This window comes from Okibacterium endophyticum, from assembly GCF_054780075.1.
This window is the reverse complement of record NZ_BAAGXA010000005.1, coordinates 626,287-650,246: the sequence shown is the minus strand read 5'-3', so window position 1 is coordinate 650,246 and position 23,960 is coordinate 626,287. Positions and strand designations below refer to the sequence as shown.

Genomic DNA, 23,960 nt, shown 5'->3' with positions numbered 1-23,960 from the left:
ATGTAACGACGCGTATCGCCGCTTGAGAGGGTAGCCATGACTCCAGAGATGCTCACCCTTCTGCTTTTCCCCGTCATCGCAGTGGTCGCGGCGATACTCGCCACCTGGGTGGGCCGGGCTGCTCGGATCCCGCTCGTTGTGTTCGAGATCGTGCTCGGTCTTCTCTGCGGACCGGCGGTGCTCGGCTGGATCACCGAGACGGATGTCGTCACGACGATCGCCGACATGGGGCTCGCCATGCTCTTTTTTCTCGCGGGCAACGAGATCGACTTTCAGCGGGTGTCCGGTCGGCCTCTCAAACGTGCCGTCTGGGGCTGGTTGATCTCGATAGTGCTCGGCATCGGCGCCGGCATGCTGCTGATGAACAGCATCATGCCCGCCGTCTTCATCGGTGTCGCTCTCACGTCGACAGCCCTGGGCACGATCCTGCCCGTGCTGAGGGACGCCCGTGAGATGAGAACACCGTTCGGAACAGCGATCACCGCGGTCGGGGCCGTCGGCGAGTTCGCCCCGCTCATTGCCATCTCGCTCTTCTTGAGCGGGCATAACTTCGGCCAGGCCACCATCTATCTGGTCGGATTCATCGTGATCGCGGTGCTCGCCGTATGGCTGGTGGGCCGTGCCAGGCACCCGGTTCTGCACAGGGTGATCGAGGTGACCCTGCACACGAGCGGACAATTCGCCATCAGACTCGTGATGGTGATCCTCGTCGCCCTGGTCGCGATCAGCGTGATGCTCGGCCTCGACATGCTTCTCGGGGCCTTCGTGGCGGGGCTCTTCTTCAGGGTGCTGATGCAAGAGGCGCCTCGTGAACGACGCGACGCGATCGAGTCGAAGGTCGAAGCGCTCGGTTTCGGCTTTCTCGTTCCGGTTTTCTTCATCAACACCGGCGTGACCTTTGACCTCCACGCGCTCATCGACGATCTGCAGGCCGTGCTGCTGCTGCCGCTCTTCGTCGTGCTGCTGCTCGTGATCAGGGGTGTTCCGAGCATGCTGGCGGCGCCGGCCGGCTCGACGGGCCGTGACCGTGTCGCCACGGCTCTCTTCGGCGCCACGGGATTGCCGATCATCGTCGCCGTCTCTGCGATCGGCGTCGACACGGGCGAGATAGACAGCGGCCTGGCTGCCGCTCTCGTCGGCGCCGGCCTGATCAGCGTTCTCGTGTTTCCCCTTCTCGGTCTCGCACTGCGGCACAGGTCGTCCACGGTGCTCCCTCAACACCTGTCGCAGCCACCAGAGGATGACCCTCAGACGAAGGACCGCGACCTCATCGACGAAGCGTGAGTCACGGCAGGAGTCGAACCTGCGACCAAGAGATGAGAAGCACCGCGAAATGCCCATTCCCAGACTCGCCGCCTTCGCCACACAGTGCACTCTGGTACACACCTGTTCAGCCTCTCTTGCCGAGGTGGTTCAGAGTAAAATAGCAGTGATGGAAGGAAGGTTCGCGATGAGCACAACGGGCAGTGTAGAGAGCCGTGAGACCCGCCGAGAGAGTGCCGTCGACACAATGGCGAGCTGGTCGCTCGAAGGCATGGAAGCCGACTCGGATACCATCATCGATATTCGCGCATATGTCGAAGGCTCTCTGAGCATCGAAGAGTTCATCGAGAAGACGCGAGCGCTCTAGTGGCCGGTTCCGACGGAACCTTCGTCGACCCCTACCTGTACCCGGGTTCTACGGTGCTGGTGAACCTGCTCGACAAGCGGACTCAGGCAGAACTCGATCTGGTCGAATATCGCATGACTTTCGCGCGAAGACAGGAACTTCAGAGCAAGCCGGTGAATGGAAACTTCGATCTTCCTCACTGCAAGAGGTACACCGGAGATTGTTCCAAGACGTCTATGGATGGGCAGGGCAGCTGCGCAGTGTAAACATCCAGAAGGACGCATCGGTGTTCCTCCCCATCCAGATGGCTCATACCGCAGCTGAGACCACCTTTGGCTGGTTGCACGACTCCGATCTGCTCAGTACGCATCCGATCGATGACGAATCTTTCATCGAACAGATCTCGACGTTGCTCGAGATGATCAACTACATGCACCTCTTCAGGGAAGGAAACGGGCGAACGCAGCGCGCGTTCCTCGACCAGATCGCAACGATATCGGGCCGCTCGCTCTCCTGGCGGAACATCAGCCAACGCGAACATCTGGAAGCTTCGATCAGTGCGTTCGACCAGGGCAACGGGGCACCGTTCCACCCGATTTTCACAAAGCTACTGGAACCACCTGTAGCTGACAGGTTCCTTTTCGATGACAGCTCCGTGTATCGAACGATCTCACCGGTGACGTACGCTCCCAATGATTCCCCCAGATCGAACCGGGGTAAGTCTTCGAACGAATAGTTCAGCGCCATAACACCGGCGTGACCTTTGAACTCCACGCGCTCATCGACGATCTGCAGGCCGTGCTGCTGCGAGCATGCTGGCGGCGCCGGCCGGCTCGACGGGCCGTGACCGTGTCGCCACCATGCTCTTCGGCGCCACGGGATTGCCGATCATCGTCGCCGTCTCTGCGATCGGCGTCGACACGGGCGAGATAGACAGCGGCCTGGCTGCCGCTCTCGTCGGCGCCGGCCTGATCAGCGTTCTCGTGTTTCCCCTTCTCGGTCTCGCACTGCGGCACAGGTCGTCCACGGTGCTCCCTCAACACCTGTCGCAGCCACCAGAGGATGACCCTCAGACGAAGGACCGCGACCTCATCGACGAAGCGTGAGTCACGGGACGGTCGCGTACCCGTCGGCCGAGATCGCCGTGTCGTGACGACTTTGCTTCTGCCCGCGCCTGAGGAGCCGGCGCGACGGCACACGGGAACCGTCGGGTTCGCTAGCGGGAATCGGACGACGCGGTGTGCTCGCTGGTCAACCAGACGGGGAGGATGTCGGCGATTATCGCGACGACCTCGTCGTGGTCGTAGTCTTCCGGGTTCTCGACGAGCCTGAGCAGCACCGAGATCACACCACCGGCCACGTACTCGCTGGCGATGGAGATGAACGATTCGGATGCATCCGCGCGCTCGGCGAGGATCGTGCCGCGCAGGCTTCGGGACATGTCGACGATGAGGCGGTTGCGGAGCTGTTCTCTGCCCGGCTGCCGGGAAGCATACGCCAGGATGGCTCGGCTTCCCAGAACGCTGCCGATGAGTTCCGCCAGACCGATACGGGTGATCTCCGTGCGCGACAGGGAATGGCTCTCGCGTCGCGCACGATCGATGGGCGCCAGATCGGTGAAAAGATCGTCGATCGCGAACTCGACGAGCTCGTCGAGTGTCGCGAAGTGAGTGTAGAACGTGCTGCGTCCCACCTCGGCTCGTGCGCATACGCTGGCGACGCCGGCCGGTTCGCCTGCGTCCAGAGCGGCGGTGAGCGCGGATGCGAGGCGACGACGCGTGGCACGGGAACGGTCATCCGCCGACGTCGCGCGGTGGTCGCGGCGCTCCTGCTGAGGCGTGAGAGACATGTGACTATCATTGCGCCTCGTGAGATAGACAGGTGTCTATAAAAGCGTATTGTTGTTCCGGGCGGATCGCACTTGCGAGACCGGACGAGCGAAGGAGCGAGAAATGGGACTGTTCGATGGTCAGGTAGCGGTCGTGACGGGCGCTGGAGCCGGGATGGGCCGTGAGCATGCGCTGCTGTTGGCGCACGAGGGAGCTGCGGTCGTCGTCAACGATCTCTCCCCCACAGCACACGAGGTGGTTGACGAGATCATCTCGGCGGGCGGACGAGCGGTGGTCAGCATGCACGACGTCTCTGACCCAGGTCAGGCGAAGGCGCTCATCGGCGCAGCTCTCTCGGAGTTCGGTGGTCTCCACATGGTCGTCAGCAACGCTGCAGTCATCCGCAATGTCCCCTTCCGGGAGATGGATTTCGATACGTTCGACCGGGTGATGAAGGTCAACGCGTACGGCGCGTTCAACGTCGTGAACGCCGCCTGGCCGCACCTCGAGGATCAGGGTTACGGACGGATCGTGATGGTCAGCTCGTCGAGCGCATGGGTCTCGCAGCCGTTGATCGCGCATTATGCGGCATCCAAGGGCGCGGTACTCGGGTTGGCGAAGACGCTCGCCGTCGAGGGCGCCGAGCACGGCATCACCGTCAACGTTCTCGCGCCGGGTGCCTTCACTGGGATGTCGGGGGCGATGGAGGACGAAACCGCGCGCAAACAGTCCGAAACCATGATGCCGGCCCGCCTTGTCGCCCCCGTCGTCGGCTGGCTGCTTCGCCGAGACAATGTGCTCAATGGTCAGATCATCGAGGCCGCGGCAGGCCGCGCCGCTCTCAACTTCGTCGGGTCGACACGAGGTCACTGGAACAAGGACCTCACGATCGCCGACCTCGTCGCCAACGGCGACCGGGTGCTCGATCGGGACGGATTCGCCGTGCTCGACGACACAGCACAGCTTACGAACTGGATGACAGCCGAAAACACCGGCTGGGCGGAGGAGCTCGCCCGAGGCTGACACAGCGTCGGGCATCGAGTGCCCCCGCAGGATTCGAACCTGCGACAAGAGATGAGAGGCACCATGAGTTTCTCTATGGCGTCTCGGGCTGGGCAAGGCTCCAATCGTTGATATCCCGGGCGAGGATCCCTTTCATACCTGGCCCGGATCTCGCTCGGATCGACGTCCCGGGGCTCGGTGATGCCGGGTTCAGTGTGTGCGGGTTCGCTGCGCGTGGTCACCAGGTCAGAGGGTCGAGCCGGAGGTAGAAGTCCAGTCGGTCGGGGTCGAGGGCGATGCCATATCGGGAGGCGAAGTCGTGCTCTACGTGGCGGGCGGTGTCTTCGTCGGGCCAGGTCTCGCGGGCGTTCGCGAACAGGAGGGCGATGTCGGCGTAGGGGTCAGCGCGTCCGAGCCGTCCGAGGTCGATGAGTCCGGTGACGCATGAGGTGCCAGGAGGCGCTCTGGGTTCGGGACCGGGCCGGCGAGTGCGCCATCGTCGACACCATGTCACCGACGGTGCCGTGGCGCTCGACGAGCTCGCCCAGGAGGTCGCGGGAGGCGCCCACGGCCGAGGCCAGTGTGAGTGTTGGGTCGGGGGGGGGACGCGTCTCAGGAGCGCACCAGGCGGTTGATTGCGTCGGTGGCTTCCTGGATCTTCGCCTTGCCAGCGTCGTCGCTGAGCTTGGCCGCGTCGAGCACGCAGTGCTTGAGGTGATCATCGAGCAGCCCGGTGGCGACGCCCTGCAGGGCGCGGGTGAGCGCGCTGACCTGGGTGAGGATGTCGATGCAGTACTTCTCCTCGTCGATCATTTTCGCGATGCCACGCGCCTGACCTTCGATGCGTTTCATGCGCTGCAAGTACTGATTCTTGTCGTCGATGTAGCCGTGATGACTGGCGGCGACGTCATTCTCAGGTGACATGGGCGTCCTTACTGTTGGCGTTCCAGAACGGAACGGGTACTGGCTACGGTGGTGAGGTCGGCATCCGCACATGAATGATCGTGATGCGATTGCGGATGTGCGTGAGGGTCAGTCATGATCTGCTCCTTGTTCTGCAAGTAGTACTAGTCTCGGTCAGATCTCAGACCTGTACGCAGTTGAGTCGCTGACCCCACTGGTAGACGGTGCCCGCCGTATATCGCCACGCGCGCGGGCCGGCCGAGGCCTGTCATCAGCTCGCGGATGTGCAGAGCAGTCTCACGTCTGATGACATCAGGGGTGAAAGGGCGGGACTCGCTTCCGGTCGCGACGATGAGAGCGTCGTAGCCGAGCTGCGCGCCGGAGGCCAGCCGCACCTCCTTCGCCGAAGTGTTGGCTTCGACCACGGTGTCGGTGATGACCTCAATCTCTGGCAGAGGGAGCTTGATGAGCTCAGGCGGTATCGGGCCGAACGCGATGCCTCTGATCAGCATCAGTGTGTACGGTGTCTCGCCGGTCTGAGCCACCAGCGTCACCCGGACGTCGTCCCGGGCGGCGAGACTGCGCGCGGCGGCGGAGCCGGCGGCTCCTGCACCGAGAATAAGGACGTGCGGAGTGGTGGTTATGACGGGAACTCCTGGACTGTGACGGAATGAGTGTTGGTTCTATGAACGCACGAGGCTCTGATCAGGTGGCGGGGTGGCACGGTCGCTTGGCCGTGCCACCCCGCACGCCGGTGGGTTACGCCATGTTCGAGGCGTACTTGGCCGGGTCCGAGTCGAACGCGGGGCCACACCCGGCGCAGCAGAAGTAGTAGCGTTCGCCTTCGAAGTCACGGAACAGACCGGCTGCCTCCGCCACCTTCTTGCTGACGGGGCTCTCGACCATGACAGGGCAGGTAGTCGTGTCGTCACCGCCGCCGAGGAGGTTGTTACGGCCGTTGCCAGCTGCGGCCGGGTTCGGTGCGCTGGTGCTGCAGCAGCCGGACGTGCTCGGGGTGTCGTTCGTCATGATGAGTCGTTGCCTTTCGTTCTGATGTGGGATGGGGCGGTTCAGATCGTCACTGCTTGGTGACGCTCTTGAACCCCCGCAGGCGGAGGCTGTTGCCGACGACGAAGACGCTGGAGAACGCCATCGCCGCACCTGCGAGCATGGGATTAAGCATGCCGAGGGCTGCGACCGGGATCGCAGCGGTGTTGTAGGCGAATGCCCAGAACAGGTTCGTCTTGATCGTCGACAGAGTCTTCCGCGACAGGCGGATCGCGTCGACGGCGGAGCGCAGGTCGCCGCGCACGAGCGTGATGTCAGAGGCCTCGATCGCGACGTCGGTGCCGGTGCCCATCGCCAGTCCCAGGTCGGCCTGGGCGAGGGCGGGGGCGTCGTTGACGCCGTCGCCGATCATCGCGACGATCTTGCCCACCTGCTGCAGCCGGGCGACGACGTCGACCTTGTCCTTGGGGAGCACCTCTGCGATGACCTGCTCGATGCCGACTTCGGAAGCGATCTGGCGGGCGACCGCCTCGTTATCGCCGGTGAGGAGCACCGGGGTGAGGCCGATCTCCTTGAGCTGGGCGATCGCCTCAGCGCTCGTCGGCTTGACGGTGTCAGCGACGACGAGGATACCGCGCGCCTGCCCATCCCAACCGATGGCGACGACGGTCTTGCCCTCGCCCTCGGCGCGCGCCTTGGCCGACGCGACCTCGCGGGAGAGGCGCTGCGACCAGTCGGCCAGCAGCGACTCGCGGCCGACGACAACCGGGGTACCGTCGATGATGCCCTGCACGCCCTTGCCTTCGACGTTCGCGAAATCCTCCGGGGTCGGAAGCTGACCGACCTCCTGCGTGGCGCCCTTGGCGATCGCCTGCGCGATCGGGTGCTCGGAAGCATCCTCAAGCGCACCGGCGAAGCGCAGCAGCTCCCCACGGTCCACACCGGGCTCGGTGATGACATCGACGAGGGTCATCTTGCCGGTGGTGACGGTGCCGGTCTTGTCGAGCACCACGGTGTCGACCTTGCGGGTCGATTCCAGCACCTCCGGCCCCTTGATGAGGATGCCCATCTGCGCGCCACGGCCAGTGCCGACCAGCAGCGCGGTCGGGGTCGCAAGCCCCAGTGCGCAGGGGCACGCGATCACGAGGACCGCGACCGCAGCGGTGAACGCGGCGGCGACGGGGAATCCCGCGCCGAGCCATGCACCGAGGGTGACGAACGCGACCACGATCACGATTGGCACGAACACGCCGGAGATGCGATCGGCCAGGCGCTGCACCTCGGCCTTGCCGGTCTGCGCATCATCGACGAGCTTCGCCATCTGCGCAAGCTGCGTGTCGGAGCCGACGCGCGTGGCGCGCACGACCAGGCGCCCACCGGCGTTGACGGTGGCACCGGTGACCGCGTCGCCCTCACCGACCTCGACGGGCACCGACTCGCCGGTGAGCATGGACGCGTCTACGGCGGAGGTACCGGAGACGACGGTACCGTCGGTGGCGATCTTCTCGCCGGGGCGCACGATGAACTCATCTCCCACAAGCAGTTCGTCGGTGGGGATCTTCACCTCGGCGCCGTCCCGCAGCACGGAGACCTCCTTCGCGCCGAGTTCGAGCAGAGCGCGGAGCGCGGCCCCGGCCTGACGCTTGGAGCGCTTCTCGAAGTAGCGGCCCGCCAGGATGAACATCGTCACACCCGCACCGACTTCGAGGTAGATGTTCGCCGCGCCGTCGGAGGGAGCGATCGTGAACTCGAACGGGTGCGTCATCCCCGGTGTGCCGGCGGTGCCGAAGAACAGGGCATACAGCGACCACAGCAGCGCGACCGAGGTGCCCATAGAGATAAGCGTGTCCATCGTCGCGGTGCCGTGCTTGAGGTTCGTCCACGCGGCCTTGTGGAACGGCCAGGCCGCCCAAATGATCACCGGTGCGGCCAGGGCGAGCGAGGCCCACTGCCAGTAGGTGAACTGCAGCGCGGGGACCATCGCCATCGCGATCACGGGCACCGTGAGCACGATCGACCCGATCAGCCGGTGCCGCAGCGACGTCAACTCGGGGTCGGACTCGTCAGCCTCACCGCCGGCGCTCTGGGCTGCCTGGGCGTTCTTGGGCTGCGGGAGCGCGGCGGTGTATCCCGTCTTCTCGACCACGGCGATCAGCAGCACGGGGTCGTACCCGTCGGGCACGGTGACCTTGGCCTTCTCGGTAGCGTAGTTGACCGTCGCCTGGACGCCGTCGAGCTTGTTCAGCTTCTTCTCGATCCGGTTCGCGCAGGAGGCGCAGGTCATCCCGCCGATCACCAACTCGATGCCCGACCCACTGGTAGTGGGTGCTGATGTGCTCATCATCTTCCTTCTCTCTCAGCTCTCTGTATGCGACGGCCACACCAGGTGGGTTAATGGCCGCCCTCGTCGTCCGAGTGCGATTCGTCGCCGTCACCGTGAGTGTCGCCGTGGGCGGCGTCGATGACGAACTCGGCGGTGTGCACCGTCCCGTCGACCTGGAAGTCGAAGTACAGGAGGTAGTGGCCCGCAGTGGGTGCTTCGGCCATGAATCCGATCTCCGGGCCGGCCGTGTCGCCCGCGTGGGGCTCGTCGCCTTCGGCGTGGACGTGCAGATATGCCAGATCCCCTTCGCGCAGCGCGACCAGGTGGCCGAACGCGCCGAGGTACGGCTCGAGCGCGGCCACGGGCTCCCCGTCACGCTCGACCGAGATCGTAAGGTTGCCCGTCTCTCCGGCGATGAGGTCGCCCTCGATAGTGACTGTGAAGCCGTCAACCTCCGTCGTACGTTGCACCTCCGCGGTCACAGGGGCAAAGTCGCCGGCGACCTCGACCGAGCGGGTCAGGGTGATGCCCTCCGCGCCCTCGGTCGCGGGAGTGAAATCGGCGTACACCCGGTAAGTGCCCGCCGCATCCCATCTCCACGGCAGTGACCAAATCCCGGTGGCCTCGTCCAGATCAGGATGGACATGCCGGAACTCGGCACCGTCGGTGCGGACGACGATCAGGTGGAGATCTTTCTCGTGAGCCTCGGCGAACTCCGTAACCGGCTCACCCGAGAGGGTCTGAACCTGGAAACTCAGCTCGCCCTCGGCGTCTACAATGCTGGGGGCCTCGACGGGCGAGATCACGAAGCGGCCCGCGTCGATCGAGATCCCATTCAGTGCGTGTCCGGCAGCCTCGGTATCGCCGCGGCCATGTCCTTCACCGTGCATGTTCATATCGCTTCCTTCCGCCCACGCTGCAACAAAACCGTCGGGGACGATGGCTCCGGCGGCTGCGAATGCGCCGCCGAACGCAACCGCCAGCCCCGCTCCGTAGAGCGCGAGTCGTGCGCCGGCCTTCATCAGACCCGCACCGCCGAGTAGCCGGCCTCCTCGACCGCAGCGAGCACCTTCGCGTCGTCGATTTCACCCTCACCGGTGACGACGAGCTTGCCCGCCTGCGCGCTGACCTGGATGTTCTCGACGCCGGCGATCTCGCTGACTTCTTCACGGATCGACATCTCGCAGTGCCCGCAAGTCATGCCGGTCACCTGGTACTCATTCGCAGCCATCAGCTATCCTCCTCACCGAAGGATACCCCCACCGGGTATCCCTACCTGTTGCAAACAGTATACCCCCGGCAGGTATTCCACAAGGAGGAGGCGAAGAGCGCAACAGCCCTGTCGCGCAGACGGCTGCGCAATCCGCGAAGAGCCAGCGGCACCCCCACCTGAACCACGCAGACCTACCCCTCGAGCAAACAGCACATCCGCGTGCCCCCGGCAACGCTGGTGGAGACGCTGTGCCTTTGCGAGTAAGGGATCAGGCCGCGCACGCTCCCTATTTGCGGCACATGTCTCGTTTCTTGTTTCCTCGCGCGGGCGCTGGGTATCCCGGGCAACTCCTTAAGGCAGACGGGGCCTACTCAGCGGGCTATTAGCCTGGCAGCTCGACCCATAGCAAAAGTCGGAGTCCGCAAAAGCGATCGAAAGCGCGTCCGTTGCTGTCGTGCGGCCGAGATGGCCGACATCGCTCGCAAACCAAATGCCCCTCGTGGCTGCTCTATTCCGGTTCGTTCTCTACGCTCGACTTGCAAGTGCTGTGCGAACCATCGCTGCTAGATCGAGCACTCACACGCTCCCGATCGTTTCGAGGGCGGAGGGTCGCCATGAACCTGCACAACCCGAACCCAGCCCTTGATTCTTCGGACCAGGTTCGCGCCTTGTGCGTTAAGTGCCCCCGGCAGGATTCGAACCTGCGACCAAGAGATGAGAAGCACCGCAAGAGCCCACTCCCAGACCCGCCGCCCACTCCGTCACACAGTGCCCCCGGCAGGATTCGAACCTGCGACCAAGAGATTAGAAGGCTCCTGCTCTATCCCCTGAGCTACGGAGGCGCACGTTTCTAGAATATCGCAGTCATCAGGCATGCAACTCCTCAGGTGTCGGCTTCGCAAACAGTCGTTGACGGTTCGGTGACGGTCAGCGCGTCCGCCTGTCGTCGACGACGACGGCCTAGCACGATTGCATCGTGAACGCACAAACCTGCACACGTTATGTCGCAACAGGTGATTCCATCACAGAAGGGCTCGGTGACCCGCAGAGGGCGGGCACCCACGACTCCTGGCTCGGCTGGGCCGATCGCTTCGCCATGATGCTGGCCGATGTCGCACGATCGCGCGGCAGCATCCTCGAGTACGCGAACGTCGCCGTGCGAAGCAGACGCATCGCTCACGTCGTCAACGAGCAGATTCCAGAGGCCCTCGCCCTCAAACCGGATCTCGTGTCGATCATGGTCGGCGCCAATGATCTTGCGAAGCCGGGGGCCGACCCGGATGCTCTCGCGGCCGTTCTCGAAGAGGGCGTCGTTATGCTGCGCAAAGTCGGCAGCACAGTGCTGTTGGCGAACAGCTTCGATCCGTTCTTCATGCCGGTTCTGCGCCCGCTGCGCGGGCGAGCCGCGATCTTCAACTCGAACGTCTGGAGCATCGCCAGGACACACGGCGCCCACGTGCTCGATCTCTGGGGAACGCGCGAGCTCCAGCGGAGTGACATGCGCTGTGTCGATCGGGTGCATCTGAGCCCGGAGGGTCACGCACTCGTCGCCAGGCTCGCGGCGCAGGCGCTGGGCGTCATCCCAGATGACGGCAGCACGGCGATGACCGGAGCGCGGCCTGTCGGCCAGTCGCTGCCGTTATCCGAGTGGGTGAGCGATCACGTCTTCCCCTGGGTCATCCGCAGGGTGCGGGGCAAAACCGCGGGCGACGGGCGAACAGCGAAGCGTCCTGCGTTGCAGCCGCTGGTGCTTCCGCAACCGAGCTCGTCCGATGTCACCGCTACCATTGTGGGATGAGTGCTGCCAGTGACCGGATGGTGTGGATTGACTGCGAGATGACCGGGCTCGACCTCGACGTCGACGAGCTGGTCGAGATCGCGGTGATCATCACCGACTTCGACCTCAAACCGGTCGACGAGGGCATCGACATCGTGATCAAGGCGAACCCCGCTGCCCTCGAGCAGATGGGCGAGTTCGTCACCAACATGCACAAAGAGTCCGGGCTCATCGATGAGATCCCCCTCGGCGTCGACGTCGCAGAGGCCGAGTACCAGGTCATCGAATACATCCTCAAGCACATCCCCGCCGATCAGAAGGCACCGCTCGCCGGCAACTCCATCGGCACGGACCGTGCGTTCCTGATGAAATACATGCCCAGGCTCGACTCCCACCTGCACTACCGCAACATCGACGTGTCGTCGATCAAAGAGCTGGCCCGTCGCTGGTACCCGAGAATCTACTTCAACGCCCCGGCGAAAGACGGCGGTCACCGTGCCCTCGCCGACATCCAGGAGTCGATCCGCGAACTTGCCTATTACCGTCAGATCGCTTTCGTACCGATGCCCGGGCCCACCTCAGACGACGCAAAAGCCGCGGCGGAGGCCGTGGTGAACGCATACGCCTCAGACGTGTAATAGAATCGTCCTCGTTGCATTCGCGCGGTTCGCCGACAAGCGGATGCCATGGTGGGTATAGCTCAGTTGGTAGAGCGCCTGGTTGTGGTCCAGGAGGTCGCGGGTTCAAGCCCCGTTACTCACCCCAAGTGGGGCGAGCGTGGCGGTTACGCATTCATGGCTGCGCCAGGCCCGGTAGAATCGCGGTATGAAGACGGATGAGAAGACCCTGAAGCGGGTCTACCGGATGCCGTTCTCTGCGGTGTATCCCCACTACGTCACGAAGGTGGAGAGCAAGGGCCGCACGAAGGCCGAGCTGCACCAGGTCATCACGTGGCTGACCGGGTTCGATGACACTGCTGTCGAGCGTCACGTGGCGATGGAGACCTCGTTCGAGGAGTTCTTCGCCGACGCGCGGCTGAACTCCAATGCCCCGCTGATCACCGGCGTCGTGTGCGGAGTGCGGGTCGAAGACATCGAAGACCCCGTGATGCAACAGGTCCGCTACCTCGACAAACTGGTCGATGAGCTTGCCAAGGGCAAGACCATCGAGAAGATTCTGCGATCCTGAGGATGTTCCACCTCGATTCCGATCGCTTCGAACAGCTTGTGGGCGAGGTGTTCGACACCCTGGCCGACGATATGGTCGACGGCCTCGACAACGTGGCGATCGTGATCGACGACCGCCCCGAAGACGGCTCCCTCGACCTGCTCGGGCTCTATCACGGCGTCGCCCTGACAGAACGGGGCCAGTACGGCTTCGGAGAGCTGCCGGATGTCATCAGCATCTATCGCGAGCCCCTGCTGTCCGTCGTCGACGATGAAAGCCAGCTCCGCGACCAGGTGCGTGTCACCCTGGTTCATGAGATCGGCCATTTCTATGGTCTCGACGACGCCGAGTTGCACGATCTCGGGTGGGGCTGACGGCGTTCCGAACCGTCGAGGGTTAACCTGAGACCGTCAGCGGTGGCCAAGACCGCAGTCAACTCAGCAGCCAACACCGGGAGGTCCACGTGGGCGCGGGTCGGGTGATCGGAATCCTCGTCGGCACTGTCGTCATCCTCGGCGCAGGGGCCTATGTTCCCGCGACGCTCCTCGGCCCCCTGCCCGCGGCATCCGTTGTGCTTGCAGACCCTGCTGACACCGCACACGGCGCGGCACCGGTGATGCCCGCCGAGGGAGGGAGCGCGATCACGGAGGCGCCTGACAGCTCGGCGATAGCGGTCGCCGGCGCCGAGAACGCGCTGCCCCTCGCCGGTGTCGCCAAAACGATCACCGCACTCGTCATCCTCGACGAGCATCCGCTCGCCCCTGACGCGGAGGGTGTGACGGTGCCCATCACGGAAGACGACTACCTGTCATACCTGGACTACGAGGCATCGGGCTTTCGCACAGTCACCGTCTACACCGAAGACCAGTGGACGCTGCGCGGAATGCTGCAGGGGCTCCTGCTCGGATCGAGCAACAACCACGCAGACGCCCTCGCGCGGTGGGCCTACGGGAGCGTTGCCGACTATGTGGATGCGGCGAACGCCTGGCTGGCTGAGAACGGCCTGGACTCGACGACCGTGGTCGACGCGACGGGGTTGAGCGCCGAGAGCACGGGCACTGCTGAAGACCTGGCTCGGCTCGCGGCGATCGCCACGGCGAACGACACGCTTATGGCCCTGCTCTCTGACGAGGTGACGGGTCTCGCCGCCAGGCGCGGAATCGAGAACACAACGGCGTATCTGCCCGAAGAGGGCATCACCGGCATCTCGCTCAGCTACACAGACGCGGCCGGCATCTGCCTGCTCTTCACAGCGACAATCGGCGAGGGAGACGACGCGTACCGATTCTCCGGCGCGGTTCTGCGACAGCCGGACTGGGAGACCCTCGACGGTGCCATGCGTGCGCTCATGGCCAGCGCACGCGAGGGCGTGACACAGGAGCCGATCATCCCGCCAGGCACTGTCGTCGCCACGGTGGAGTCGCTGTGGGGAGAGAGAGCCTCAGCCGTGACGGCGGCTGCGCCCGAGCGCACGCGGTGGGGCTGGAGCACACCCGAGATGACCGTCGACATCGATGGAATCACCACGGTCTCCGAAGGGTCCCTCATCGGCACCGTGAGCGCAGACGACGGCGCAGGCACCATCGAGATCGCCCTGCTCGCCGGGAACTCGATCATCGACCCAGGCCCTCTCTGGAGACTCACGCACCCGGTCCCCGTCATCAGCGCGTTCATCACCTCGCTGAACGAGTGACGAATCGCCGTGCATGGGCCGTCAGCGCTCAGGCGGCCCTGACCACAGAACGAGGTCTGCGCGGTCTTTCGGCCGTTCCCTGGCCACAAACCTTCTGAACTGCTCCTCCCAGAGCTCCCAATAGGGATCGAAGGCGCCGGCATCGCGGGCGAGCGCCCGCTCCCGACGAAACGGGAGGGCGGCATCAAGCCACACGCGGGCCGTGGCCGCGGCCCCGTTGGTGCGGCTGAGACTGCCACAGCCCTCGACGATCAGGGATGCCGCCGCGGGCACCTCATGCCACCCGGCGCTTTCTGCCGCGGCCCAGTCGTATCGCTGCCACCTGCCGCTCTCGCCGCGCAGGCGTGGGGTCAGAAGGTGCTCACCGACGTGTTCGCTCGCGGCATCGAGACCGTGCCAGCCGGGGTACACATCGTCCATACGCACGAGCACCGGCCACGGGCCGGAGGGCCAGGAGCCGACGAGCTCGGTGGCCAGCGTCGATTTTCCCGACCCGCTCGGTCCGTCGATGAGGAGGGTGTGCGGCGTCGGGCCCAACGCGAGCAGACGCAGAACACACTCGACCTGCTCACCTTCCGATGACAAAGGTCCAGCTTCCGGTTGCGACGCTCACGCCGACCGCGACCATGGCGACGAGCACACCGAGTGCTATCGCCGCCCAGTCGCGCGCAGCGAACTCAGACGCCCTCGCCCAGGTGCGCGTTCGGCCGCCGCCGAACCCGCGCGCTTCCATAGCCGTGGCGAGTTTGCTTCCACGCCTGATCGACAGGACGAGCAGGGCGACGGCCTGACCGAAGAATCGACGGATCCTCCCCCGGTCTGCGACTCCGCGTGCGCGCCGGGCGAGCTCGAGCTGACGCCAGTCCTCGATGAACAGGCCGACCAGCCGCAGTGCGGCAAGCGCTCCGAGCACAAAACGGGCGGGCAGACGCACCACCTGCGCGAGCCCGTCGGCGAGATCGGTCGGATCGATGGTGGCGAACAGCATCACAGCGGGAAGGGCGATGGCGAGAACCCGCAGGCAGGTGGCGATGCCGATCTCGATCGAGCCTTCTGTGACATGGATCAGGCCGAACTGCCAGTAGGTGTGTCCTGACGCCACACCATAGAGCGTCATACTGATCCCCGTGAGGGGTGCTCCGACGAGCACGGGCAGCGCGCGAGCCCAGATCGCCCCGGTCATCACTCCCCCGATGGCAAGCAACACGAGTTCAATGGCGAGCGCCACGGCCGCCGACACCCAGTCCAGGGTCAGAAGGAGCGCAATCGTGACCGGCACGGGTGCAAGCAGCTTTGCCACCGGGTTGAGACGCGCCGAGACCCCGGTGATCTGCTGCCGGACCAGCACAGACGAACCGGTCATGCGTCGGCTCCCGATCGCACGGCGTCCGGCAGCGGCAGGTCCACAACGATGTCGGCGATCGCCGACACGAACTCGCGGTCGTGGCTCACCGCCACGATCGATGTGCCCGCATCTCGAAGCTCGCGCAGCAGGGCGACCAGCTCCGCCCAGGTGCGGGCATCCTGTCCGAACGTGGGCTCGTCGAGCACAAGAAGACGAGGGCGTGTCACGAGAGCCGTTGCCACGGAGAGCCTGCGCTTCTCACCTCCGGAGAGGGTGAAGGGATTCGCTCGCTCCAGATGCCTCAATCTCAGCCGGTCGAGCACCGGGTCGACGCGTTCGGCTATCTGACCGGCGTCGAGACGCAGCGCGCGAGGACCGATCTCGAGATCGGCCCGCACGGTCGCACCGAGGAACTGGTGTTCCGGGTCCTGGAACACCGTTCCGATGCGGGTGAGCAGCTCACGCGATTTCCAGCGCACCGGATGCGGACCGGCTCCGTCGTTCAGGCCAGAAGACGCTTCGAGGGTGCCGCCATGCGGTTCGATCAGGCCGGCGAGGGTGAGTGCGAGCGTCGACTTTCCGGCGCCGTTGGGCCCGGTGACCGCGACCACCTGGTGGTCTGCGACCTCAAGGTCGATGTCGCTCTGCACAACGTGCTGCCCCCGAGCGACGGCCAGGCCGCCTGCGGTCAGCAGCGGTCGCTGTGCGGCCGGGGCTGAACGGCGCCTCCTTTCGGGAGGGTGCACCTCCCCTGGAACCCACACACCGGCATCCGCGAGCGTCTGTCCGTGTTCGGCAAGCACACCCCGAGCCGGACCGTCGGCGAGGATTCCTCCCTCTGCAGACAGCACAACAACACGGTCGACGAGAGGCAGCCAGACAGACACACGGTGCTCGATCACCACGAGTGTCGCCCCGGTGCGCTCGAGAACACGGGCGACGGCATCCCGCACCTCGACCACCCCATCGGGATCCAGATTCGCCGTCGGCTCGTCGAGAAGAAGAAGGCCGGGCCGCATGGCGAGCACCCCGGCGAGGGCGAGACGCTGCTTCTGCCCCCCCGACAGAGCAGAGGTGGGGTGATTCCTCGGCAGATCGAGGCCGACGGCCTCCAGCGCGGCGTCCACCCGAGACCAGATCTCATCTCGCGGCACACCGAGGTTCTCACACCCGAAAGCGGCGTCGTCGCCCACGCGAGCCAGGATCACCTGGGAGTCGGGGTCTTGCAGCACCAGGCCCGCACGACCGCGGCCTGCGAGCGGATGCTGTCCGTCGACACACAGGTCGCCGGCCTGTTCTCCTTCGTCGTCGCTCCCGAGGACTCCGGCCATCGCCTGCATCAGCGTCGACTTTCCCGCCCCTGACGCACCGAGCAGGAGCACACGCTCACCCGGCTCGATCGTCAGGTCGATGTCAGAGACGGCCCAGGCCCGTCTGGTGGCGTGGCGCCAGCCCCAGCCGCGCGCCACGACCGAAGCCGCACGGGGAGACATGCTCATGAGAGGCATGGCCTATACACGCGCCGTGATCTCCCGGCCAGACGCGAACCGGCTCAATGCTCCGGTGGAGGCGAGGGCACGAGCAGCGAGCCACGACAGCGCACCGGCGATCAGAGCGCCCCCGACGACACTCGAGACGGTGTAAATGACGGAGAAGTCGACTCCCGCTCCGACGAACCAGATCACCAGGTCGTTGACGGCCATGGCCAAGCCTGCACCAGCGCCGGCGAGCATGGCGACCGGCAGGCTCCACACGCGGTACATAAAGATCAGGAAGACGATCTCGGCGCCGATGCCCTGAACCAGCCCGGACTCGATGGTGAGCGGGCCCCACTGGGTGCCGATGAGGGCCGAGACCGTCGCCGCGAGCAGCTCGACATAGATCGCCGCTCCCGGTTTGCGCACGATCAGGGCGCCGAGCACACCCGCGAAGAGCCACATGGCGGCCAGGCCGGCTTGAACACCGGGAAGGAGCGACTTGAGAGGTGCGCTCACACCTTCCCAGGCGAGGCCCCAGGCCCAGAAGATGACGCCGGCCGCGACGCCGATGACGCTTGCCACCACGATGTCGACCACTCGCCAGCGGAATGACGGCGCCGGTCGGTGCGAAGAATTGCTTTCAGAAGATACAGCTGACACTGACGTGCCCCTTTCAATGATGAATTGAGGGCACGGGTTTATGAGAAGTGGTCTCCCTGCGCTGGCATGATCCAGATCAGGTTCGACGGTCGAAGGTTCGGAACCTTCCTCTCAGCCCGGTTCACCGGACTCCCGTGTGCTGCCAGTATAGCGAGGCGCGCCGGGATCTACTTCTTCAACGCCTTGATGATTCCGGCGAGGGCTTTTCCTGCCACCCAGACGAACGGAATTCCGATCGCGAGCAGTGAGACGACGTTCGGTTCGAAGTGAAGCCCGTCACGCGTCTTCACGTAGGCGCCGAGCGGTATCGCACACCCGCCACCGCCTCCGCCCTCGCCCGCGCCGTGGTTCTCTTCGGCGACCTCGCCCTCACCCTCGCCCGCGCCGAATCCATAACTGGCGAATGCAACGGGAACGATCGTCGATCCCTCGACATCGATGGGTTCGCCGTATGTGGCGCCGACCCCGATCGACCTGAACTTGTCAGCCAACTGCAGCGTGAGATTCTCCATGAACACACGCTATCCGGCCAGGACCCGACACTCCAAGGTTTCGGTCGGATCGGTCATCCGCCGGCGGGCGCGCGCGTGCCGCCCGCCGTCTCGTCGCGCGGGTTCGTCCCGAGCAGGGATGCCGGCCCAACGGCCGACCGCCCATAGCGTTCACGCAAACGGTCGATGGTCGTCTCCGCTTCTCGCCACTCCTCATCGGGATCCCAGAGGGATTCAGACTCTGTTGCGTCTGTGAGCTGCTCGGCACGCACTCCGATCAGCCGAACCGGTCTTCTCTCGTCGCCGAGCTCGCGCAGCAACGAGACAGCCTCATCATAGAGACGCCTCCCGACGTTCGTCGCTTCCGGAAGCGTGCGCGAGCGCGACACGGTGCTGAAGTCGCTGTAGCGCACCTTGATCGCCACCGTCCGCCCCGAGAGCCCGGCGGCGCGCAAGCGACCGGCCACCTGGTCTGCCAGGCGCAGCAGCTCTCGTCGAAGCCGTTCGGCGTCTGCGATATCGGTGTGAAACGTCACCTCGTGGCCGACGCTCTTCTCGTGGGTCGCCGTGACGACACGTCGCGGATCCACGCCGTGCGAGAGCTCATGCAGTTTCGTCCCGGCGGCATTGCCGACGACCTTCCGCAGCACATCGAGAGGCGTGTCTGCGACGTCGCCGACGGTGTGGAGGGCCAGGCGTTTGAGCGACTCCTCCGTGCGTCCGCCCACACCCCACAGCGCCCTGATCGGCAGCGGCCTGAGAAACTCGAGCGTCTGGGAATGCGGCACAACGAGAAGGCCGTTCGGTTTGGCCATACCAGAGGCGAGTTTCGCCACGAACTTGGTGGATGCCGCCCCCACCGAGCAGGTGAGGCCCGTCTCTTCGTGCACACGCCTGCGCAGCATGTGCCCGATCTCAGATGGCGCACCGAGCAGGCGTCTGGCGCCGGAGACATCGAGGAAGGCCTCGTCGATGCTCAGGGCCTCGACGAGAGGTGTGGCCTCTGCGAAGATCCGCATCACCCGCGAGGAGTAGTCACGATACCTGTCGTGGTGCGGCGGGAGCACCGTCGCCTGCGGACACAGCCGCATGGCCTTCGCCACGGGCATGGCGGCTGACACACCGTAACGCCTGGCCTCGTACGTCGCGCTCGTCACAACACTCCGGCCGACGGCGTGTCCGATGATCACCGGCTTTCCGCGCAGTTCCGGATAGTCGAGCAACTCGACAGACGCGAAGAACGCATCCATGTCGATGTGCAGGATGCTCGATGCAGAATCGTCGACCTCTGCGGCGCTCACCTGTCTCGATCGCCCGTCTTGCCGTGTCACACAGTCATTGTCGCACCGGCCGCTGACAGCAGGCCCCACATCTCAGACGAGTGCCACGACCACCGGTCTCAGCCACTCCTGGAAGGCGTTATGGTCGTCTCGCAGCTGTTCACTCACCACCACCGTGTCAGGGGCGACGACCCAGGCGCCCTTCTGATCGAGCGGCAGCACGTTGAGATCGAGTCTGAACGACCCGCTCTGACGACGAAGCTCATGCTGGCGGCGAAGCACAAGCTCATAGACGTCGGCGAGCGGATGCTCTCGTCCGCTCACCGCCTTCAGGTACTCGTTGTGCCTCTCGCCCGCCCATTCGGCGGCCGCGTCATAACTTCGGTAGACGAGCTCCTGCAGCTCGAGCGCACGGTCGAAGACACCGAAATGCGGTGGACGGACCTGGCTGATGAACGGTCGTGTCTCACGACGGACGATCCCCGTCCACCAGCCCTGCCACTGCGCGGCCAGCACAGACCGATCGATTCCGTCGAGCGGCACGGGGGCGAGAGCAGGCGACACGGCCGGCAGGCTCGATGCGCACTCGTTCTGCAGCCGGGCGAGCTCGCGGAAGGCAAGCGCCAGCAGCAGGTCCCACGGGCAATCCTCTGTGACCTGCCAGCGTATGGTGCCCTCGATGAGCATGCTCTCAGGGTAGGGCGAAGCCTTCGAGAGAACCAGCTCCTCCCCCGCCGAAACGCTCCCGGATCAGGTCAGTCCTGCTGCGCACGCTCCAGCACGAGTTCGCGCACCCGAGCGGCATCCGCCTGCCCCCGCATCGCCTTCATCACCGCGCCGATCACGGCGCCCGCGGCCTGTACCTTGCCGTCGCGGATCTTCGCGAGAACATCCGGCTGCGAGGCGAGCGCCTCGTCGATCGCCGCGATCAGGGCGCCGTCGTCAGAGACCACGGCGAGTCCTCGTGCGTCGACGACCTCCTGAGGGGTTCCCTCACCGGCGATCACTCCCTCGAGCACCTGCCTGGCGAGTTTGTCTGTCAGTGTTCCTGCCTCGACGAGCTTCGCGAGGGCGGCGACGTTCTCGGGGCTGACGAGTGCGGATGCCTCGGTTCCCCGCACGTTCGCGACGCGGCTGATCTCGCCCGTCCACCACTTGCGCGCGGCCGTGGGACTCGCGCCGGCGGCAACCGTTTCGGTGATCTCGGTGAGCAGTCCGCCGTTGACGACATCTTGGAACTCGAGGTCTGTGAACCCCCACTCGGCTTTGAGCCGCCGTTTGCGGGCGGCGGGAGGCTCGGGAAGAGCAGCGCGCAGTTCTTCGATGAGCTCGAGCGACGGCTGTACGGGCAGCAGGTCCGGTTCGGGAAAGTACCTGTAGTCGTCTGCATCGCTCTTCGGGCGCCCGGCAGACGTCGTGCCGGTGTCTTCGTGCCAGTGCCTGGTCTCCTGTGTGATCGAACCGCCGGCGGCGAGGATCGCACCCTGGCGCTGGATCTCGTAGCGCACCGCGCGCTCGACCGACCGCAGCGAATTCACGTTCTTGGTCTCTGTGCGGGTGCCGAGCTTCTCCTGTCCGCGGGGGCGCAGCGAGACGTTGGCGTCGCAGCGCAGGTTGCCGCGTTCCATCTTGGCGTCAGAGATGCCGAGCGAGATCACGATGTCCCTGATGACGGCGACATAGGCCTTGGCCAGCTCAGGAGCACTCGCCTCCGCGCCGAAGATCGGCCGTGTGACGATCTCGACGAGGGGAACTCCTGCCCTGTTGTAGTCCACGAGCGAGTATTCGGCGCCCTGGATGCGTCCGGTCGAGCCGCCGACGTGCGTCAGCTTTCCGGCATCTTCCTCCATGTGCGCCCGTTCGATCTCGACCTGCGTGGTCGAGCCGTCTGCCAGCTCGACCTCCACCCAGCCGTCGAACGCGATCGGTTCGTCGTACTGCGAGATCTGGTAGTTCTTCGCGAGGTCGGGATAGAAGTAGTTCTTGCGGGCGAAACGTGAAGACGGTGCGATCTCGCAACCGAGCGCGAGCCCCAGGCTGATCGAGTAGCGCACGGCCTGCTCGTTCACGACAGGCAGCGCACCGGGAAGGCCCAGACAGACGGGCGAGACGTTGGTGTTGGGCGCCGAGCCGAAGCCGTTCGGGGCGTGTGAGAACATCTTCGTTCTGGTGTTCAACTCGACGTGCACCTCGAAGCCGAGCACCGGCTCGAAGAGTTCGAGAACCTTGTCGAAGTCCATCAACGCGTCTTTTGCCATTATTTCACTCCTCCACGAGCGGGAGCCTGCGAGATGAGCGTGTGACCCCACTGGTCTTCGAGGAGCGCCTCGAGGGCGGCGCCGACGCGGTAGAGCCTCGCGTCGTGGCGCGCAGGAGCCATGAACTGGATGCCGACCGGCAGGCCGTCCTCTGGCGCAAGCCCGATGGGCACGCTGATGCCGGGGACTCCCGCGAGGTTCGCCGGAATCGTGGTCACGTCGTTGAGATACATCGCCATCGGGTCTTCGAGCTTCTCGCCGAACCTGAAGGCGGTGGTCGGCGCGCTCGGACTCACCATGACGTCGACCGTGCTGAACGCGTCTGCGAAGTCCTGCTGGATGAGCGTTCTCACCTTCTGCGCACTGCCGTAGTACGCGTCGTAGTAGCCGGCGCTCAGCGCGTAGGTGCCGAGGATGATGCGCCGCTTGACCTCGGGGCCGAAGCCGGCCTCTCGCGTCGCGGCCATCACCTGTTCGATGGTTCCTCCGCCCTCTGGCACCACACGCATCCCGAACCGCACAGAGTCGAACTTCGCGAGGTTCGACGATGCCTCGGCCGGCAGGATCAGATAGTAGGCCGCGACCGCGTACTCGAAATGGGGTGCGCTCACCTCGACGATCTCTGCACCGTTCTTCTCGAGCAGCTGAAGGGCCTCGTCGAACCGGGTCTTCACACCGGCCTGGAACCCTTCACCGCCGAACTCGCGCACGACGCCCACCCTCAGTCCGGAGAGCGCGTCGCCCGTTGCGCCCTCACGTGCGGCGTCTGCCATCGATTCCCAGGCATCCGTCAACGATGTCGAGTCGAACGGATCGTGGCCCTGGATGACGTCGTGCAGCAGGCCGGCGTCAAGCACGGTGCGCGTGACCGGGCCGACCTGGTCGAGCGACGACGCGAGCGCGATCGCGCCGTACCGGCTCACCGCACCATAGGTGGGCTTCACACCCACTGTTCCGGTGACGTGCGCGGGCTGACGAATGGACCCGCCCGTGTCGCTTCCGAGCGCGAGCGGCGCTTCGAACGCGGCAACGGCTGCCGCGGAGCCTCCGCCCGAGCCGCCGGGAATGCGTTCGAGGTCCCACGGGTTCCTCGTCGGCCCATAAGCGGAATGTTCGGTCGATGAGCCCATCGCGAACTCGTCCATGTTCGTTTTGCCGAGCGGAACGAGTCCGGCAGCGCGCGAGCGGGCGACGACCGTCGCATCGAACGGCGACATGTATCCCTCGAGAATGCGGCTTCCGGATGTCGACGGCATGTCTGTTGTGACCAGCACGTCTTTGATCGCGAGCGGGACACCGGCGAGCGGACCGAGCTCTTCTCCGGCGGCACGCTTCTCGTCGATGTCGCGCGCGACATCGAGCGCGTGGTCGGACACGTGGAGGAACGAGTGAAGTTCGGGCTCGACGGCGGCGATCCGGTCGAGGTGCGCCTGCGTCGCTTCGACAGAGCTGATCTCCCGTGAGGCGAGCCGGGAAGACAGCTCGGCCGCGGTGAGGCGGATGATGTCCGTCACTACTGTTCCTCTCCCAGGATCGCCGAGACCTTGAACCGGTTGTCTGCCTGCTCCGGCGCGTTCTGCAGGGCCTGCTCGATGGTCAGCGTCTCACCGACGACATCCGGCCGGTAGACATTCGCCAGAGGGATGGGGTGGCTCGTGGCCGCAACGTCGGGTGTCGCCACCTCCTGCACCTTCGCGATGCTGTCGACGATCTGGTCGAGTTCGCCGGTCAGGCTGGTGATCTCGTCGCTCGTCAGGGCGATGCGGGCGAGATTCGCCAGGTGCGCGACCTGCTCCTCGGATATTTCAGACATGGGTCTCCGTCACACGGTTTTGCGGGGGTGTCGGATCATTCTATCGGCACCGCATAGGTGACCTTTCCGGACGGGTGTGCTCGTTGCGCCGGGCACGTCCGTCCGGAAAGG

28 protein-coding genes, 2 tRNA genes and 1 riboswitch are annotated in these 23,960 nt (G+C 65.2%); of the genes, 11 read left to right on the top strand and 19 right to left on the bottom strand.

The window, feature by feature from the left end; translation table 11 throughout:
• The first annotated feature begins 36 nt into the window (after positions 1-36).
• The 4 genes from ACYVF5_RS07335 to ACYVF5_RS07320 all read left to right on the top strand — a co-directional run bounded on the left by ACYVF5_RS07335 (position 37) and on the right by ACYVF5_RS07320 (position 2,715).
• Positions 37-1,284, top strand: coding sequence for a cation:proton antiporter (locus tag ACYVF5_RS07335; protein ID WP_460944823.1), 1,248 nt, complete (start codon positions 37-39; stop codon positions 1,282-1,284).
• A gap of 148 nt (positions 1,285-1,432) precedes the next feature.
• A complete protein-coding gene (locus ACYVF5_RS07330) occupies positions 1,433-1,630 on the top strand; it encodes an antitoxin VbhA family protein (protein ID WP_460944821.1) in 198 nt (65 codons plus the stop codon).
• 106 nt (positions 1,631-1,736) lie between these two features.
• Positions 1,737-2,345 carry a Fic/DOC family protein gene (locus tag ACYVF5_RS07325; RefSeq protein ID WP_460945307.1) on the top strand — a complete coding sequence of 203 codons (609 nt, stop codon included), beginning with the start codon at positions 1,737-1,739 and terminating at the stop codon, positions 2,343-2,345.
• 76 nt (positions 2,346-2,421) lie between these two features.
• Positions 2,422-2,715 (top strand): hypothetical protein, encoded by a 294-nt coding sequence (locus tag ACYVF5_RS07320; RefSeq protein ID WP_460944819.1) that lies wholly within the window; start codon positions 2,422-2,424, stop codon positions 2,713-2,715.
• Between the two features lie 110 nt (positions 2,716-2,825).
• On the opposite strand, the gene ACYVF5_RS07315 is transcribed toward ACYVF5_RS07320, so the two are convergent.
• The gene (locus tag ACYVF5_RS07315; protein WP_460944817.1) at positions 2,826-3,458 is read right to left on the bottom strand and encodes a TetR/AcrR family transcriptional regulator; all 633 of its coding nucleotides are present in this window, start codon (positions 3,456-3,458) and stop codon (positions 2,826-2,828) included.
• 103 nt (positions 3,459-3,561) lie between these two features.
• On the opposite strand from ACYVF5_RS07315, the gene ACYVF5_RS07310 reads away from it, so the two are divergent.
• Entirely contained in the window at positions 3,562-4,461 is a 900-nt protein-coding gene (locus ACYVF5_RS07310; RefSeq protein ID WP_460944815.1) for an SDR family NAD(P)-dependent oxidoreductase, read from the top strand.
• Between the two features lie 217 nt (positions 4,462-4,678).
• Here ACYVF5_RS07310 and ACYVF5_RS07305 read toward each other — a convergent pair whose 3' ends face one another.
• The 8 genes from ACYVF5_RS07305 to ACYVF5_RS07270 all read right to left on the bottom strand — a co-directional run bounded on the left by ACYVF5_RS07305 (position 4,679) and on the right by ACYVF5_RS07270 (position 10,729).
• On the bottom strand, positions 4,679-4,954 hold the full coding sequence (locus ACYVF5_RS07305; protein WP_460944813.1) for a hypothetical protein: 276 nt from the start codon (positions 4,952-4,954) through the stop codon (positions 4,679-4,681).
• A gap of 98 nt (positions 4,955-5,052) precedes the next feature.
• A complete protein-coding gene (locus tag ACYVF5_RS07300) occupies positions 5,053-5,364 on the bottom strand; it encodes a metal-sensitive transcriptional regulator (protein WP_460944811.1) in 312 nt (103 codons plus the stop codon).
• A 143-nt stretch (positions 5,365-5,507) separates the two neighbouring features.
• Positions 5,508-5,963 carry an FAD-dependent oxidoreductase gene (locus ACYVF5_RS07295; protein ID WP_460945305.1) on the bottom strand — a complete coding sequence of 152 codons (456 nt, stop codon included), beginning with the start codon at positions 5,961-5,963 and terminating at the stop codon, positions 5,508-5,510.
• Positions 5,964-6,102: 139 nt separating this feature from the next.
• A complete protein-coding gene (locus ACYVF5_RS07290; RefSeq protein WP_460944809.1) occupies positions 6,103-6,372 on the bottom strand; it encodes a YHS domain-containing protein in 270 nt (89 codons plus the stop codon).
• A 49-nt stretch (positions 6,373-6,421) separates the two neighbouring features.
• A complete protein-coding gene (locus ACYVF5_RS07285; protein WP_460944807.1) occupies positions 6,422-8,692 on the bottom strand; it encodes a heavy metal translocating P-type ATPase in 2,271 nt (756 codons plus the stop codon).
• 50 nt (positions 8,693-8,742) lie between these two features.
• The gene (locus ACYVF5_RS07280; RefSeq protein WP_460944805.1) at positions 8,743-9,480 is read right to left on the bottom strand and encodes a hypothetical protein; all 738 of its coding nucleotides are present in this window, start codon (positions 9,478-9,480) and stop codon (positions 8,743-8,745) included.
• A gap of 215 nt (positions 9,481-9,695) precedes the next feature.
• Positions 9,696-9,905, bottom strand: coding sequence for a heavy-metal-associated domain-containing protein (locus ACYVF5_RS07275; RefSeq protein WP_460944804.1), 210 nt, complete (start codon positions 9,903-9,905; stop codon positions 9,696-9,698).
• Between the two features lie 751 nt (positions 9,906-10,656).
• A tRNA-Arg gene (locus tag ACYVF5_RS07270) sits at positions 10,657-10,729 on the bottom strand.
• Between the two features lie 134 nt (positions 10,730-10,863).
• Between ACYVF5_RS07270 and ACYVF5_RS07265 the strand changes: the two genes are divergently transcribed.
• The 6 genes from ACYVF5_RS07265 (at position 10,864) to ACYVF5_RS07240 (ending at position 14,524) form a co-directional block, all read left to right on the top strand.
• Positions 10,864-11,685, top strand: coding sequence for an SGNH/GDSL hydrolase family protein (locus tag ACYVF5_RS07265; protein WP_460944802.1), 822 nt, complete (start codon positions 10,864-10,866; stop codon positions 11,683-11,685).
• Complete coding sequence (gene orn / locus ACYVF5_RS07260) at positions 11,682-12,302, top strand: oligoribonuclease (RefSeq protein WP_460944799.1); 621 nt, start codon at positions 11,682-11,684, stop codon at positions 12,300-12,302. The genes ACYVF5_RS07265 and orn overlap by 4 nt, the downstream gene beginning before the upstream one ends.
• A gap of 51 nt (positions 12,303-12,353) precedes the next feature.
• A tRNA-His gene (locus ACYVF5_RS07255) sits at positions 12,354-12,429 on the top strand.
• 60 nt (positions 12,430-12,489) lie between these two features.
• Entirely contained in the window at positions 12,490-12,852 is a 363-nt protein-coding gene (locus ACYVF5_RS07250; protein ID WP_460944797.1) for a DUF2200 domain-containing protein, read from the top strand.
• 2 nt (positions 12,853-12,854) lie between these two features.
• Complete coding sequence (locus tag ACYVF5_RS07245) at positions 12,855-13,205, top strand: metallopeptidase family protein (protein ID WP_460944795.1); 351 nt, start codon at positions 12,855-12,857, stop codon at positions 13,203-13,205.
• 89 nt (positions 13,206-13,294) lie between these two features.
• Positions 13,295-14,524: a D-alanyl-D-alanine carboxypeptidase family protein gene (locus ACYVF5_RS07240; RefSeq protein ID WP_460944793.1), complete on the top strand. Its 1,230-nt coding sequence runs from the start codon at positions 13,295-13,297 to the stop codon at positions 14,522-14,524.
• Positions 14,525-14,545: 21 nt separating this feature from the next.
• Here the strand turns inward: ACYVF5_RS07240 and ACYVF5_RS07235 are convergent, their stop codons facing one another.
• The 10 genes from ACYVF5_RS07235 to gatC form a co-directional block, all read right to left on the bottom strand.
• Positions 14,546-15,109, bottom strand: coding sequence for a nucleoside/nucleotide kinase family protein (locus ACYVF5_RS07235; protein ID WP_460944791.1), 564 nt, complete (start codon positions 15,107-15,109; stop codon positions 14,546-14,548).
• A complete protein-coding gene (locus ACYVF5_RS07230; protein WP_460944789.1) occupies positions 15,093-15,887 on the bottom strand; it encodes an energy-coupling factor transporter transmembrane component T family protein in 795 nt (264 codons plus the stop codon). The genes ACYVF5_RS07235 and ACYVF5_RS07230 overlap by 17 nt, the downstream gene beginning before the upstream one ends.
• The gene (locus ACYVF5_RS07225) at positions 15,884-17,368 is read right to left on the bottom strand and encodes an ABC transporter ATP-binding protein (protein WP_460944787.1); all 1,485 of its coding nucleotides are present in this window, start codon (positions 17,366-17,368) and stop codon (positions 15,884-15,886) included. Before ACYVF5_RS07225 ends, ACYVF5_RS07230 begins: the two co-directional genes overlap by 4 nt.
• 12 nt (positions 17,369-17,380) lie before the next feature.
• A complete protein-coding gene (locus ACYVF5_RS07220; RefSeq protein WP_460944785.1) occupies positions 17,381-18,007 on the bottom strand; it encodes an ECF transporter S component in 627 nt (208 codons plus the stop codon).
• 36 nt (positions 18,008-18,043) lie between these two features.
• Positions 18,044-18,153: riboswitch (TPP riboswitch) on the bottom strand.
• A 21-nt stretch (positions 18,154-18,174) separates the two neighbouring features.
• Positions 18,175-18,519: a spore germination protein GerW family protein gene (locus ACYVF5_RS07215; protein WP_460944783.1), complete on the bottom strand. Its 345-nt coding sequence runs from the start codon at positions 18,517-18,519 to the stop codon at positions 18,175-18,177.
• A gap of 53 nt (positions 18,520-18,572) precedes the next feature.
• Positions 18,573-19,829 (bottom strand): DNA polymerase IV, encoded by a 1,257-nt coding sequence (locus tag ACYVF5_RS07210; RefSeq protein WP_460944781.1) that lies wholly within the window; start codon positions 19,827-19,829, stop codon positions 18,573-18,575.
• Between the two features lie 42 nt (positions 19,830-19,871).
• Positions 19,872-20,465: a hypothetical protein gene (locus tag ACYVF5_RS07205; RefSeq protein ID WP_460944780.1), complete on the bottom strand. Its 594-nt coding sequence runs from the start codon at positions 20,463-20,465 to the stop codon at positions 19,872-19,874.
• A 68-nt stretch (positions 20,466-20,533) separates the two neighbouring features.
• Positions 20,534-22,036: an Asp-tRNA(Asn)/Glu-tRNA(Gln) amidotransferase subunit GatB gene (gatB, locus tag ACYVF5_RS07200; protein WP_460944779.1), complete on the bottom strand. Its 1,503-nt coding sequence runs from the start codon at positions 22,034-22,036 to the stop codon at positions 20,534-20,536.
• Positions 22,036-23,550 carry an Asp-tRNA(Asn)/Glu-tRNA(Gln) amidotransferase subunit GatA gene (gene gatA, locus ACYVF5_RS07195; RefSeq protein ID WP_460944778.1) on the bottom strand — a complete coding sequence of 505 codons (1,515 nt, stop codon included), beginning with the start codon at positions 23,548-23,550 and terminating at the stop codon, positions 22,036-22,038. Before gatA ends, gatB begins: the two co-directional genes overlap by 1 nt.
• Positions 23,550-23,849 carry an Asp-tRNA(Asn)/Glu-tRNA(Gln) amidotransferase subunit GatC gene (gatC, locus tag ACYVF5_RS07190; protein ID WP_460944777.1) on the bottom strand — a complete coding sequence of 100 codons (300 nt, stop codon included), beginning with the start codon at positions 23,847-23,849 and terminating at the stop codon, positions 23,550-23,552. The genes gatA and gatC overlap by 1 nt, the downstream gene beginning before the upstream one ends.
• Positions 23,850-23,960 lie beyond the last annotated feature (111 nt).

Bases quoted from the DNA above. Each gene is read 5' to 3' on its own strand.
- ACYVF5_RS07215 (WP_460944783.1), bottom strand. From the start codon at position 18,519: ATGGAGAATCTCACGCTGCAGTTGGCTGACAAGTTCAGGTCGATCGGG.
- ACYVF5_RS07245 (WP_460944795.1), top strand. From the start codon at position 12,855: ATGTTCCACCTCGATTCCGATCGCTTCGAACAGCTTGTGGGCGAGGTG.
- ACYVF5_RS07335 (WP_460944823.1), top strand. From the start codon at position 37: ATGACTCCAGAGATGCTCACCCTTCTGCTTTTCCCCGTCATCGCAGTG.
- gatB (WP_460944779.1), bottom strand. From the start codon at position 22,036: ATGGCAAAAGACGCGTTGATGGACTTCGACAAGGTTCTCGAACTCTTC.
- ACYVF5_RS07290 (WP_460944809.1), bottom strand. From the start codon at position 6,372: ATGACGAACGACACCCCGAGCACGTCCGGCTGCTGCAGCACCAGCGCA.
- orn (WP_460944799.1), top strand. From the start codon at position 11,682: ATGAGTGCTGCCAGTGACCGGATGGTGTGGATTGACTGCGAGATGACC.
- ACYVF5_RS07275 (WP_460944804.1), bottom strand. From the start codon at position 9,905: ATGGCTGCGAATGAGTACCAGGTGACCGGCATGACTTGCGGGCACTGC.
- ACYVF5_RS07285 (WP_460944807.1), bottom strand. From the start codon at position 8,692: ATGAGCACATCAGCACCCACTACCAGTGGGTCGGGCATCGAGTTGGTG.
- ACYVF5_RS07300 (WP_460944811.1), bottom strand. From the start codon at position 5,364: ATGTCACCTGAGAATGACGTCGCCGCCAGTCATCACGGCTACATCGAC.
- ACYVF5_RS07250 (WP_460944797.1), top strand. From the start codon at position 12,490: ATGAAGACGGATGAGAAGACCCTGAAGCGGGTCTACCGGATGCCGTTC.
- ACYVF5_RS07320 (WP_460944819.1), top strand. From the start codon at position 2,422: ATGCTGGCGGCGCCGGCCGGCTCGACGGGCCGTGACCGTGTCGCCACC.
- ACYVF5_RS07205 (WP_460944780.1), bottom strand. From the start codon at position 20,465: ATGCTCATCGAGGGCACCATACGCTGGCAGGTCACAGAGGATTGCCCG.
- ACYVF5_RS07230 (WP_460944789.1), bottom strand. From the start codon at position 15,887: ATGACCGGTTCGTCTGTGCTGGTCCGGCAGCAGATCACCGGGGTCTCG.
- ACYVF5_RS07330 (WP_460944821.1), top strand. From the start codon at position 1,433: ATGGAAGGAAGGTTCGCGATGAGCACAACGGGCAGTGTAGAGAGCCGT.
- gatC (WP_460944777.1), bottom strand. From the start codon at position 23,849: ATGTCTGAAATATCCGAGGAGCAGGTCGCGCACCTGGCGAATCTCGCC.
- ACYVF5_RS07310 (WP_460944815.1), top strand. From the start codon at position 3,562: ATGGGACTGTTCGATGGTCAGGTAGCGGTCGTGACGGGCGCTGGAGCC.
- ACYVF5_RS07315 (WP_460944817.1), bottom strand. From the start codon at position 3,458: ATGTCTCTCACGCCTCAGCAGGAGCGCCGCGACCACCGCGCGACGTCG.
- ACYVF5_RS07225 (WP_460944787.1), bottom strand. From the start codon at position 17,368: ATGAGCATGTCTCCCCGTGCGGCTTCGGTCGTGGCGCGCGGCTGGGGC.